This is a genomic window from Natronomonas halophila (assembly GCF_013391085.1).
Lineage (GTDB): Archaea > Halobacteriota > Halobacteria > Halobacteriales > Haloarculaceae > Natronomonas > Natronomonas halophila.
On the sequence record NZ_CP058334.1, the window covers coordinates 2,417,608 to 2,430,157 of the forward strand.

Below are 12,550 nucleotides of genomic sequence, written 5' to 3' on the forward strand. Positions count from 1 at the left end.
GCGAGCACGCCGGTTCGGTCGCTTTCTCGAAAAAAGGCAAACGTCCGTAGTCAGGTCTCCGGCGGGCGTGGCACCCCCGTCGGAGGTCGCCTCCGGACGCACCGCCTTCGACTACCGACTCCCAGACACCACCAATGACACACGACACGTTCACCGGCGTCTTCCCCGCGATGACGACGCCGTTCCACGACGACGAGAGCATCGACCACGAAACCCTCCGCGACCACGCCCAGCGACTCGAAGCCGCGGGCGTCGACGGCCTCGTGCCCGTCGGCACCACCGGCGAATCGGCGACGATGACCCACGACGAACACATCGACGTCGTCGAAACGGTCATCGATGCCGTCGACGACGTGCCCGTTATCGCGGGCTCGGGCTCGAACAACACTCGCGAGGCGCTGGAACTCTCCGAGCGGGCCGCCGACGCCGGCGCCGACGGCCTGCTGCTCATCTCGCCGTACTACAACATCCCCGAACCCGACGGGATGGAGCATCACTTCCGGCAAATCGCGGACGCCGTCGACCTGCCGCAAATCATCTACAACGTTCCGGGTCGAACGGGCCGCAACATCGCCGTCGAGACGGCCGTCTCGCTGTCCGAACACGAGAACATCGTCGGCTACAAGGCCGCAAGCGGCGACCTCAACCGAACCAACGAGGTCATCGAGCGCACCCGCGAGGAGAACTTCGCGGTGCTGTCCGGTGACGACGCACTGACCCTGCCCATCATCGCACAGGGCGGTTCCGGGTGTATCTCCGTCTCCGCGAACGTCGAACCCGAACGGACCGTCGCGCTGGTCGGTGCGGCCCTCGAAAACGACTTCGACCGTGCCCGTGACCTCCAGTACGAACTCGGCGACCTCTTCCGGACGCTGTTCATCGAGACCAACCCCATCCCCATCAAGGAGGCCATGGAGATTCGGGACATCCACTCCTCGACGATGCGCTCGCCGCTGAGTCCGCTCCAGCCCGAGAACCGCGAACGGCTCCGTGAGGTCCTCGACGACCTGGAACGATGAAACTGGTCGTCATCGGCGCGACGGGCCGGACCGGCAGCGAAATCGTCGCCGAGGCCAGCGGCCGCGGCCACGACGTCGACGGTATCGCCCGCTCGGAGGATACCATCGAGGACGTGCGCGTCCACACCAGCGATGCCCTGCCCGACCTGCTCGAAGACGCGGATGCGGTCATCGATTTCACCGTCCCGAGCGCCACGCGGGAGTACGCCGAACTGGTCGCCGAGGCCGGCGTCCCCTACGTCGTCGGCACGACGGGCTTCAACGAGCAGGGCATCGACGCCCTCCGCGAAGCTAGCGAGTCGACGGCCGTCCTCAAGGCCTCGAACTTCGCGAAGGGCGTGCAGGCGCTCATGCGGGTCGTCGAGGCCGGCGTCGAGGCGCTGCCGGAGTACGACATCGAACTCACCGAAACCCACCACAACGGCAAGCGCGACGCGCCGAGCGGCACCGCGAACACCGTCTTGGATGTCATCGACCAAGCCCGCGACGAGGAACTCGACCGAACTCACGGCCGCGAGGGCGAGCATCTGCGCGAGGAGAGCGAGGTGGGCGTCCACGTCCGTCGGGCCGGCAACGTCCGCGGCGAACACGAGGTCATGCTCGCTGGCAACGACGAAGTGCTAACGTTGACCCACCGAGCGGAATCCCGGCGGGTCTTCGCCGCCGGCGCCGTCGACGCCGCCGAATGGCTGGCCGACAAGGAGCCCGGCTGGTACGACTTCGCCGACGCGCTGTAGGCTTCTCTTTTCTACTCCTCCCGCCAGCACGCGCCCGTTCCAACAGAGCCAAGTCCCGCGTTTCCGAGCACACAACTAATGAGTGCGCTCGAAAACGACATCGCCGAACTGCAGCAGCGCAAGGAAGACGGACTGACGGCCGAAGACGTGGGCTCCGAGGAACTCGCGGTCCTCGAAGAGTTCCTGCAGGCCCTCGAAGCCGGCGAGGTTCGCGCCGCCGAGAAACGCGACGGCGAGTGGCAGGCCAACGAGTGGGTCAAGCAGGGCATCCTACTGAACTTCACGCTCCGCGACATCCAGAGCCACAACTACGGCGGCGTCGACTACCACGACGTCCTGCCGCTCCGCGAGACCGAGGACCTCCCCGAACGGGGGACCCGGAACACGCCCGACGGGACGGTCATCCGCCGCGGCGCCTACGTCGGCAGCGACGCGATTCTCATGTCCCCGGCGTTCGTCAACATCGGCGCCCATATCGGCGACGGCACGCTCGTCGACTCCTGTGACACGGTCGGGTCGGCCGCCCAGATTGGCGACGACGTCAAACTCGGCGCGAACACGCTCATCGGTGGCGTCCTCGAACCCGTCGAGGCCGCGCCGGTCATCGTCGAGGACGGCGTCTCCCTTGGCGCCGGCTGTCGGGTCACCTCCGGCTTCGTCGTCGGCGAGAACAGCATCGTCGGCGAGAACACGCTCCTGACCCCGCGCATCCCGGTCTACGACCTCGTCGAGGAGGAAGTCCTCTACGGCGAACTGCCGCCCGAGCGGCGGGCCTTCACCCGGTTCGTGGAATCCAGCGTCGGCGACCACGACCTCTTCGAGGGCGGCGCCTACAAGCCCGCCGTCGTCGCGACTGACGTCGAAGAGGAGACCCTGGAGGCGACCCAGCGCGAGGACGCCCTGCGCGATAACTAAACCTCAGTCGGCGGTTTCTTCGGCCTCTTCGTCGGCTTCTGTCTCGGAGTCGGTGTCTTCGGTTTCGTCCTCAGCGTCGGCTTCCTTGTCTTCGATTTCGATAGTCGTCGCGTCGTTCATGCCATCATCGTCGGCGCCCGTTCCGACCGAGAACTTGAACGCGAAGCGGTCCTCGTCAACGACGGCGCCGACAGCGGCACCAATGGGACCGAGGCTCGCCCCGAGCATCGTGCCGACGGGTTCGGTCTTGTTCCGGTTTTGGTCGCTCATATCCGTTCTTCCGCGTTCCGATGGCTGAAACGTTTCGGTCCGCGTGAGTGTTGCTAGCTGATGGTGGCGTTTCTTTATAAATCGAGCTTGGGAACTGGTCCGACTGCCCCGCGTGCGAAGCCCTCGGCCGGCTGGCGGTCGCTCAGCGACATATTCGACGGACGTAGTTGCGTCGAATAGGGGTCGCTGAGACGACCACGCAAGCGCCAGCCGGCCTCGCCCTTCGATTCCGCCGAGGACCGCAACCACACGCCTCCCCAGCCGACTCCCTCGCTTCGCTCGGTCGTCCCTCGCACGGTGTTGTCCGACCGCCGCTCACGAACGCGTTCGCGGCGGTCGGGCAGCGCGCACCATATTTAAAGGTTCAATTGGCCGGGAGCGCGGGCGGCCGAAGGCCGTCGCGCGACCCGGGGAAGGGCAGGCGCGGTCCTGGTGAACTGAAAGGGCGAGGCGCGCGAGACGCGAACGAAGTGAGCGTCTCGGTATGGCCGAACGGAGAGCGAAGCGACCCGTGAGGCCGCCTGGCGTTCATATAGTCGCTACGCAGGCACTACCCGAGCGAAGCGAGGGTATCCTGCGTAGCGACCGCCAGCGCGCCGAGGGCTTTCCGGTTGTTTGCGGTCAAGAGGCCGCCAAGCTCGGCTTATAAACGAACACCAAACAGTCCTAGAAGCGGAACTCTTGTTATCGACGGTCCCCCGAATAGTGCCAATGAGTGACGCCGATTCGCCTGCCGTCAAGCGCCTCGCCGAGTGGGACGGCGAGCGGCTGGAACGGCTGGCCGAGGAGCACGGCACGCCGCTGTACGTGATGGACCACGACCGCCTGCGGGAGAACTTCGCGCGGTTCGACGCGGCCTTCGATTTCGCCCACGTGATGTACGCGGCGAAGGCGAACACGGGCCGGGAGGTCGTCCGCACGCTCTACGACGCCGGCGCGGACGTCGAGTGTGCGGCCGCCGGGGAACTCGACCGCGCGCTGAAAGCCGGCGTCGCGCCCGAGGACCTCCAGTATACGGCGGTCAATCCGCCGGACGCCGACCTCGATTACGCGGTCGACCTGTGGGAGGACACCCCTGAGCTAACTATCACGGCGGGCGCCGAGATGACGCTGGACCGCCTCGAAGCCCGCGGCTTCGACGGCCGCCTTTCCCTCCGAGTCAATCCGGGCATCGGGACGGGCCACCACGAGAAGGTCGCGACGGGCAAGGACGCGAAGTTCGGCTTACCGTACGACGAGGTACCACGAGTCGCCGAGGAGGCCCGCGAGCGGTTCGATTTCGTCGGCCTGCACGCCCACGTCGGCAGCGGCGTCCTCTCGGAGGACCTCGACGACCACCGACGCGCCCTCGGGAAGGTCGCGGACCTCGCCGAGCGAGTGGGCGACCTCGAATTCCTCGACCTCGGTGGTGGTTTCGGCGTGCCCTACCGCCCCGACGAACCGGCGCTCGACATTGAGGGGGCCGCCGAGATGGTTCGGGAGGTCACCGCCGACGTCGACGCGACCATCGCGCTGGAGCCAGGTCGCTACCTCGTCGCCGACGCCGGCGCCCTCCTCACGCGGGTGAACACCATCAAGCAGACGCCCGAGACGCGCGTCGTCGGCGTCGACGCGGGCCTGACCGACATGATTCGGCCGGCGATGTTCGATTCGTATCATCACATCCGCAACGTCACGGGCGGCGACCGCGAGGCCGTCGAATCGAGCGTCGGCGGCCCGCTCTGTACCAGCGCGGACGTCTTCTGTACCGACCGGCCGATTCCGCGGCCCGAGGCCGAGGACCTGCTGGCTATCGGTAACGTCGGCGCGTACGGTATCAACCTCACCAGTCAGTTCCACTCCCAGCCCCGACCCGCGGAGGTCGCCATCGAGGGGGACGAGGCGCGCGTGACGCGCCGTCGGGAGACCTTCGAGGACCTGACGCGACTCGAAGACGAGGCGCCGGGAACGCGTTCTTCCGAGAAGTAGCGATACCTACTGTCAACGGGTCCGCCTTTTCAGTCAGTCGTCGGCTCTACTTCCGGCAACAGCGCCGCTTTCCGACCGCAGGCGAACCGGGTTCGTCCCGACCCACAGCAGCGCCGCGAGCGAAGCGACGACGATTCCCGCGCGGGGCAGGAACGAAAGCGGCCCCATCGCCTCCGCGACAGGGCCGAAGACGGCCGCACTCACGCCGCTTGCGAGCGTCAGGGTCATCGAGACGCCCGACAGCATCGTCGCGCGACTAAACCCATCGAAACGGTCGTTGAGATACTGGTCCCGGAGCGGGCCGACGACTCGGGCCAGCACCCGTCGAAGGTAGACCACGGGGACCACGAAGGCCGGCACGACCGCGACGAGACCGTACGCGACGCCGACGAGGGGTGCGAGAAGCAGGAAGAACCGCTTCGCGCCGAGCGAGTCCTGCAGCCACCCGGTCGTCCACGTGCCGGCCGCCGAGACCAGTTGGAACGACGCGTAGAGCGCGCCGAATCCGGCCAGCGGCACCCCGGCAGCCTTCAGCGCCGGCTGTTCGAGCCAGCGGGTCATCGACAGCAGCAGATTGAACAGCGCCGTGTAGACGACCAGCCACCGGACCTCCGGCCGGCCCGCCTGCACCCGGAGCATCCGAACCGCTCGTCGGACCGAGAAGGTCGTTTCCTCGTCACCGCGAGTCGCCGGCAGCGCGGCGAGCACCGCGATTCCGACCGCGCTCAGCAGTGCGTTTGCCAGGAACGGCAACGCGGGGTCGACCCAGTACAGCGGCGTGGCCGCCAGCGCACCGCCGGCGGAGGCCAGTAGCGAGGCCGTCTCGCTGCGGCCGCTCACGCGGGCGAACTCGTCGGTCCCATCGTCGCGTCCGTCCAGCAGGTCGTAGAGCCACGCTTCGCCGGCCGCGGAGTGGAACGCGTAGCCGACGCCCCACACCGCGAACAGGGCGACGACCTGCGGTGTGCTTCCGACGGAGGCGTGGAGGCCGAACACGACCGTCGCAAGCAGGTTGCCGGCGCCGAGACTGACCCGTCGGCCGAGTCGGTCGCCGACGTAGCCCGCCGGAATCTCGGCGGCGACCATCGTGAACAGGAACGCCGCGTTCGCGAACCCGAACGTCGCCTCGCCGAAGCCCAACTCCAGCAGGTATACGTAGGCGTACGGTATCCAGAACCCGTTCGCGGTGGTCGCCCGGTAGGCGTAGTAGAGGCGGACCGTTCGGCTGTTCTCTGACACTGATAGGAAGAACAGCCGCTATATAGATGGTTTTTCTGAGAACATAATTTTTGTATGAAATGTTTCAGAACTTTGTTTCTCAAGAAAATTCGACAGGTTTGCGGTGTCACTCGTCTGCCGCGGCTTCGACCGATAGCTCAACCACGTCGAGGGTATCGTCGAACGCGACCGCACAGACGTCGCCGTCGGCACGGAACGTGACCCGGTACCGGAACGGTTCCTCGGAGACGAGGGTGGCGTGGCGGTCGGTCATCGCCTGTTCGACCGCCCAGTACGGCCGCTCGAGGAGCGACGGGTCGCGCTCGCGGAGGAACGCCTCGACGTCCTCGTGCCACAGTGCCAGCATGCCGAAGTAGGAGACGGTCCGCCGGTCGCAGACGGTACAGTCGAAGACCGCCTGCAGGTCGATATCGAGGGTGTCCCGAATCGGTTCGCTGAGTCCCGGCTCCATCGGCCCGGTACAGACCGGACAGACGCCGCGCTTTGCCTGTTCGGTCCGGGTTCGGGCCCACACTTCGTAGGTATCGACGAACTCCGCCGGGTCCCGTCCGCGGGCAGCACTCGGCGGGACGCCGACGTTCAGGACCCGATTATCGCAGTCGCGGCAGTCGATGCGGAACCGGCCACCGACGTACTCACCGCGGAGGTCGGCGGCGCCGCAGTCGTAGCAGGACCCTCGGACGTCGAAGTCCTCCATCTCGGTGTTCTCCGTGTAGATGCCGGCGTTAACCGCGCGAGCGACGCGCTCGCCGGCCTGCGTCAGTCGGTAGCCGTCCTCCGATTTCCGAACGTAGTGCGGGACGAGTTGCTGGCGGTGGTAGTTGAACTTGCCCGTATCCGAGACGTCGACCCGGTCGTACAGGTCCGAAAAGGGAACGGCGTTCCCGCGGCCGGCCTCCCAGAGCACTCGGATGATGTCGAGTCGAAGCGAATCGCCCAGCAGCGAGAAAGCGTCCGCGGCGTCCAGTTTCTCGGCCTCGGGATGGGCATCGAACTCCTCGCGTCGGTCGGTCATCGACGGACGTTCCGGAGCGACGATAATAATACTCGCGCCGCTGCCTCAGTCAAGTTCGTCACCGAAGCGCCGGGCACCAGATACCGCCCCTTCACCAGCGATTTTAAGCCAGTCGGTGCAACGCACCCCATGACCGACGTGAACCGCCGATTTCTGACCGACCACGACCACCTGCAGGACCTCGGTATCGCCATCGAGGCACAGGAGGAGGGATATGTCCGCCTCTCGTTGCCGTTCGACGAGTCGCTCGCGAACCCCGGTAGCGGGGTCATGCAGGGCGGCGTCGTCGCGACGCTTATCGACCACGGGGGCGGTGCCGCGCTTCGGACGACGCTGGACGAGCCCGCCGAGACGCCGCACGCGTCGACCGAACTGAACGTGAGCTACGTTCGTCCTGCCTCGGGTGATTTGACGGCCGAGGCGACGGTCGTTCGCTCCGGGACGTCGATGGCCGTCGTCGAAGTCGAGGTGACGACGGAGTTCGGGGGCGAGGAGAAGACGGTTGCGGTCGGTCGCGTCTCGCTGCATATCGACCGCGAATAGGAGTCAGTCGAGTTCGTCGACCAGTTCGTCGCCGAGGCCGGTGTAGGTCGCGGGGGTCAGAGCGCGCAGTTCTTCCCGAACGGAGTCGTCGACGTCGAGTTCGTCGAACAACTCGCGGAAGTCGGCCAGCGTCGCGCGCTGACCGCGGGTGAGGTCCTTGATGCGCTCGTAGGCCTCGGTGTCACCCTCGCGGCGGAGGATGGTCTGGACGGCCTCGCCGATGACTTCCGGGTTGGCCTCCAGTTCCTCGCGCATGACATCCTCGTTGGGCGCGACCTTCGCGAGGCCGTTTTGGGTCTTGCCGTAGGCGATGAGACAATGGGCGAAGGCGGCGCCGATGTTGCGCTTGACGGTCGAATCCGAGAGGTCTCGCTGGAGGCGCGAAGTGGTGATGTAGTCGCCGAGGAACGTGAGGTCGGAGTTGGCCTTCGTCAGGTTCCCCTCGCTGTTCTCGAAGTCGATGGGGTTGACCTTGTGGGGCATCGTCGACGAGCCCGTCTCCCCTTCGACAGTCTCCTGGCCGAGATAGCGGTCGGAGACGTAGAGCCACATGTCGAGGTCGAGGTCCCGGAGGACGTTGTTGACGCCACGGAGGGCGTCGAAGACCGCCGCGAGGTCGTCACAGGGGTTGACCTGCGTCGAGAGGGCGGTGTGTTCGAGGCCGAGCGACTCGACGAACTCCTCGGAGAAGGCTCGCCAGTCGACCTCGGGGTAGGCGGCGTGGTGGGCGGCGTAGGTGCCGGAGGCGCCCGCGAGTTTGCCCGAAATCTCCTCGGCGGCGGCCTCAAGACGGGCCAGCGCCGTGCCGAGTCGTGAGGCGTAAACGGCCAGTTCCTTGCCGTAGGTGGTCGGCGTCGCGGGTTGGCCGTGAGTACGCGCGAGCATCGGCAGGTCGCGGTACTCGCGGGCTTCAGCAGCCAGCGTGTCCCGAATCTCACGGATTTCAGGGGCCAGTACCTCCTCGACGGCGGGCTTGACTAGCAGGCGATGGGCGAGGTTGTTGGCGTCCTCGCTGGTGAGGCCGAAGTGGACCCACGGGCCCTGCTCGTCCTCGTCGGGCAGGTGCATGCGGATGAAATACTCGACGGCCTTGACGTCGTGGTTCGTCGCCGAATAGCCGTCGTAGCCCTCGGTTTCGAGCCGTTTGATGACGTCGGCGTCCTCGGCGTCGAACTCCTCGTAGAGGGCGCGGAGGTCGGCCCGGATGTCGTCGGCCAACTCCAGCGGCGTCGCATCGAGATCGGCGAGGGCGATGAGGTACTCGACCTCGACTTCGACGCGAGCGCGCATGAGGGCGGCCTCGCTGGCGTAGTCGGTCAGCGGTTCCGTATAGCGGGCATAGCGGCCGTCCAGCGGCGAGACGGCGAAGAGTGGGCCCCGGTCGGTCATACGCGATGGTGGGGCGAGGTGTTGAAAAAGGGTGTCGATACTCGGGGATTAGTTGGCAGTTCTATGCACGAACGTGTGTTGTCACCACGGGTTGATACTGTGTTTCTTCGGCGGCCAGTCCTCCTCGCGCGGTTCGTCGTAGCGGTCCAGCGCGCGGCGAATCCAGCCGTAGGTGTCGGCGGGTTCGATGACGGCGTCCATGCCGACGCCCTCGACGGCGCGGATGGCGTCGGTGCGGTCCTTGTAGAACTCGACCAGTTCCGCGCGCTTGGCCTCGGGGTCCTCGGCGGCCTCGATCTCCCGGCCATGGACCACGTCGACGGCACCCTCGATACCCATCGCGGCCACCTCGGCGGTCGGCCAAACGGCGGTGAGGACGTTCTGGACCGATTCGCCGCCGCCCATGGCAACGTGGCCGAAGCCGTAGCCGCGCCGGAGGACGACGTTGAGGATGGGCACCGTCGCCCGGTTGAGTTCGTAGGGGAGTTTGCCGGCCGCGCGGGCGACGCCGTCCGTCTCGGAGTCGGGGCCGGGGAGGATGCCGGGGACGTCCTCCAGCGTGAGGATGGGGAGGTCGAAAGCGTCGCAGAGGGAGGCGAACCGGGCGGAGGCAATCGAGGCGTCGGCGTCGATGGTCCCCGCCATCGCTCGGGGGTTGTTCGCGATGACGCCGACGGGGTTGCCGTCGATGCGGGCGAAGCCGGTGACGATGTTGCGGGCGAAGTCGGGTTTGAGTTCGAAGAAACTGTCCTCGTCGGTGACGCCCTCGATGATGGCCCCGATGTCGTAGCCCTTCTTCGGGTCGGCGGGCATCACGTCTTCGAGGTCCGTCCGGGTGGCTTCGGAGGGCGGCGCCGCGTCGACCGCGGGAGGCTCGCGGCGGGCGTTCCGCGGCAGATACGAGAGGAACTCGCGGATGCCGTCGAGACAGGCCTCGTCGTCCGGGAAGGCGCGGTCGGCCATGCCCGTCTCGGCGGTCTGGACGTCGACGCCACCTAACTCCTCCTTCGAGAGGTCGACGCCCAACGCGGCTTTCACGAGTGACGGGCCAGCGACGCCGAGCGTGGAGCCGTCGACCATCGGCACGAAATCGGCCATCGCCGAGAAATTGGTCGGCGCGGCGAAGCCGGGGCCCATCATCGCCGAGACGATGGGCACCCACCCCGAGAGTTTCGTCTGCGTGCGGAAGATGCCGCCGTCGCCCTGCGCGGTCGGGCGGGCGTCGAGACCCTCCTGAATCCGGTGGCCGCCGCCGTCGTGCAGGAGGATTAGGGGAAAGCCGCGTTCGAGGGCCAACTCCATGACGCGCCGCATCTTGGCGCCGCCCGTGTGGCCGATGGAGCCACCCTTGACGGTGAAGTCGGTGGCGGCGACGGCGACCGGTCGTCCGTCGACGTCCCCCACGCCAGCAATCACGCCGTCTGCCGGGGCGTCCTCCCGTTCCCAGTCGGCGGTTTCGGGCGTCGTCGGCGCGGGTGCGGCGAGTTGCCCGATTTCGTCGAAGTCCTCACAGAGGTAGTCGACCCGCTCGCGGGCGGTGAGTTTGTCCTGTGCGTGCTGTTTCTCGACGGCCTCGGGCCGGCCTGCGTCCTCGACGGCGCGTTTCGCCTGCCGGACCTTCTCGATGAGGTCCGCCATGCTCTCATCTGTCATGTGGCGACGCTTGGCCCGCTTGGTGTTAACATTGTTTGTCGAGGGCGTGGTACGAGTAGGGTACGTTAAGACTGCTTGTTTAAGCACGTACGTGCATACTAGAACGAGAAGTATCGGTTTTAAAACCATATTTAAGCATGAATGTGCATAGGATACAGCCTACAACCGCAACTACTTTGCCCGCGGCGGGGCGCCTCTTCGATATGAAACTCGCCGGTATGGCCTCGAACCGCGGCCGGAACCTGCTGCATCTCGCGGACGCCGCACCGGGCGGCGCGGAGTTTTCCGTCATCCTCTCCAACGAGGAGGGCGCACCCGTGTTGGAAGACGCTGCCGAGCGCGGCATCCCGACCGAAGTCGTCGAGAAGTCCGACGAGGAATCACGGGCGGAACACGAACGGCGAATCCTCCAGCGCCTCGAAGGCTACGACGTCGACCTCGTCTGTCTGGACGGCTACATGCGCATCCTGACAGAGGAGTTCCTCGACCAGGCGCCGACGACGCTCAACGTCCATCCGTCCCTGCTTCCCTCCTTCCCGGGCATGGACGCCCACGAGCAGGTACTGGAGGCCGGCGTCTCCGTCACCGGCTGTACCGTCCACATCGTCGACGAGACCGTCGATGGCGGCCCCATCGTCACGCAGGAGCCGGTCCCCGTCTACGACGGCGACGACGCCGCTGATTTGAAAGAGCGCGTGCTCCACGAGGCGGAGTTCACCGCCTACCCGCGCGCAGTCAAGTGGTTCGCCGAGGACGCAGTCACCATCGAGGACGGCGACGTTGCCGTCGAGGGCGACGACGGCGGCCAGTTCCCCGCCCGCCGCTTCGTCGGCGAGGACCGCGGCCGCGAACTCCGCTACGGGGAGAACCCCCATCAGGACGCCGCTGTCTACGTCGATGGCTCCGCCGAGGAGGCCAGCGTCGTCGCCGCCGACCAACTCAACGAGGGCGCGAAAGCGCTGTCGTACAACAACTACAACGACGCCGACGGCGCCTTGAGCCTCATCAAGGAGTTCGACGAACCCGCCGCCGCCGTTATCAAGCACACCAATCCCGCCGGCTGTGCGACGGCCGACGACCTCGCGACCGCCTACGAGAACGCGCTGTCGACGGACCCGATGAGCGCCTTCGGCGGCATCGTCGCCCTCAATCGGGAGTGCGACGCCGCCACTGCCGAGCAGATTACCGATTCGTTCAAGGAAGTCGTCGTCGCGCCCGGATACACCGAGGCCGCCCTCGACGTCCTCTTCGAGAAGGACAACCTCCGGGTCCTCGACGTGGGCGACCTCGACGAAATCACCGAGACGCTCGTCGAGAAGGACCTCGTCGGCGGCCGCCTCGTCCAGGAGCGGGACCTCCAGAAACTCACCGCCGACGACCTGGAGTTCGTCACCGACCGCGAACCCACCGACGAGCAGGTCGAGACGATGCTCTTCGCCTGGCAGACTATCAAACACGTCAAATCCAACGCCATCCTCTTCGCGAAGGGCACCGAGACGGTCGGCGTCGGCATGGGACAGGTCTCCCGGGTCGATGCCGTCCGCCTCGCCGCGATGAAGGCCGACGAGCACGCCGAAGGCAAGGATGCCGAGGGGGCTGTCATGGCCTCTGACGCCTTCTTCCCGTTCCCGGACGGCATCGAGGAGGCCGCCGAGGCCGGCATCGAGGCCGTCATCCAGCCCGGCGGCTCCGTCAACGACGAGGACGTCATCGAGGCCTGCAACGAACACGACATCGCGATGGCCTTCACCGGCAATCGCGCGTTCCAGCACTAAGCCGTCCGTCTCAGCCGGCACTCGTAG

11 protein-coding genes are annotated in these 12,550 nt (G+C 66.7%); 6 read left to right on the forward strand and 5 right to left on the reverse strand.

All coding sequences use genetic code 11. The annotated features are described in order from the left end of the window. Positions 1–134 precede the first annotated feature (134 nt). The 3 genes from dapA (at position 135) to HWV23_RS12900 (ending at position 2,671) form a co-directional block, all read left to right on the forward strand. Positions 135–1,019 (forward strand): 4-hydroxy-tetrahydrodipicolinate synthase, encoded by an 885-nt coding sequence (gene dapA, locus HWV23_RS12890; RefSeq protein WP_178290804.1) that lies wholly within the window; start codon positions 135–137, stop codon positions 1,017–1,019. Beyond that, positions 1,016–1,756 carry a 4-hydroxy-tetrahydrodipicolinate reductase gene (dapB, locus tag HWV23_RS12895; RefSeq protein ID WP_178290805.1) on the forward strand — a complete coding sequence of 247 codons (741 nt, stop codon included), beginning with the start codon at positions 1,016–1,018 and terminating at the stop codon, positions 1,754–1,756. The genes dapA and dapB overlap by 4 nt, the downstream gene beginning before the upstream one ends. A 78-nt stretch (positions 1,757–1,834) precedes the next feature. After that, the gene (locus HWV23_RS12900) at positions 1,835–2,671 is read left to right on the forward strand and encodes a 2,3,4,5-tetrahydropyridine-2,6-dicarboxylate N-succinyltransferase (protein ID WP_178290806.1); all 837 of its coding nucleotides are present in this window, start codon (positions 1,835–1,837) and stop codon (positions 2,669–2,671) included. Positions 2,672–2,674: 3 nt separating this feature from the next. On the opposite strand, the gene HWV23_RS12905 is transcribed toward HWV23_RS12900, so the two are convergent. Beyond that, a complete protein-coding gene (locus HWV23_RS12905) occupies positions 2,675–2,941 on the reverse strand; it encodes a hypothetical protein (protein WP_178290807.1) in 267 nt (88 codons plus the stop codon). 711 nt (positions 2,942–3,652) lie between these two features. Here HWV23_RS12905 and lysA point away from each other — a divergent pair. Then, the gene (gene lysA / locus HWV23_RS12910) at positions 3,653–4,909 is read left to right on the forward strand and encodes a diaminopimelate decarboxylase (RefSeq protein WP_178290808.1); all 1,257 of its coding nucleotides are present in this window, start codon (positions 3,653–3,655) and stop codon (positions 4,907–4,909) included. A 33-nt stretch (positions 4,910–4,942) separates the two neighbouring features. On the opposite strand, the gene HWV23_RS12915 is transcribed toward lysA, so the two are convergent. Both HWV23_RS12915 and HWV23_RS12920 read right to left on the reverse strand, forming a co-directional pair. Next, the gene (locus HWV23_RS12915) at positions 4,943–6,148 is read right to left on the reverse strand and encodes an MFS transporter (RefSeq protein ID WP_178290809.1); all 1,206 of its coding nucleotides are present in this window, start codon (positions 6,146–6,148) and stop codon (positions 4,943–4,945) included. 106 nt (positions 6,149–6,254) lie between these two features. Beyond that, a complete protein-coding gene (locus tag HWV23_RS12920; RefSeq protein ID WP_178290810.1) occupies positions 6,255–7,163 on the reverse strand; it encodes a DUF7351 domain-containing protein in 909 nt (302 codons plus the stop codon). Positions 7,164–7,292: 129 nt separating this feature from the next. Between HWV23_RS12920 and HWV23_RS12925 the strand changes: the two genes are divergently transcribed. Next, positions 7,293–7,706, forward strand: a complete 414-nt coding sequence (locus HWV23_RS12925) for a PaaI family thioesterase (protein WP_178290811.1) — start codon at positions 7,293–7,295, stop codon at positions 7,704–7,706. A 3-nt stretch (positions 7,707–7,709) separates the two neighbouring features. Here the strand turns inward: HWV23_RS12925 and purB are convergent, their stop codons facing one another. Together purB and HWV23_RS12935 are read right to left on the reverse strand one after the other, a co-directional pair. Then, positions 7,710–9,095: an adenylosuccinate lyase gene (gene purB / locus HWV23_RS12930; protein ID WP_178290812.1), complete on the reverse strand. Its 1,386-nt coding sequence runs from the start codon at positions 9,093–9,095 to the stop codon at positions 7,710–7,712. A gap of 81 nt (positions 9,096–9,176) precedes the next feature. Next, complete coding sequence (locus HWV23_RS12935) at positions 9,177–10,748, reverse strand: acyl-CoA carboxylase subunit beta (RefSeq protein WP_211693257.1); 1,572 nt, start codon at positions 10,746–10,748, stop codon at positions 9,177–9,179. 203 nt (positions 10,749–10,951) lie between these two features. Here HWV23_RS12935 and purH point away from each other — a divergent pair, with 203 nt between their 5' ends. Further along, positions 10,952–12,523 carry a bifunctional phosphoribosylaminoimidazolecarboxamide formyltransferase/IMP cyclohydrolase gene (purH, locus tag HWV23_RS12940; RefSeq protein ID WP_178290813.1) on the forward strand — a complete coding sequence of 524 codons (1,572 nt, stop codon included), beginning with the start codon at positions 10,952–10,954 and terminating at the stop codon, positions 12,521–12,523. Positions 12,524–12,550: the final 27 nt, after the last annotated feature.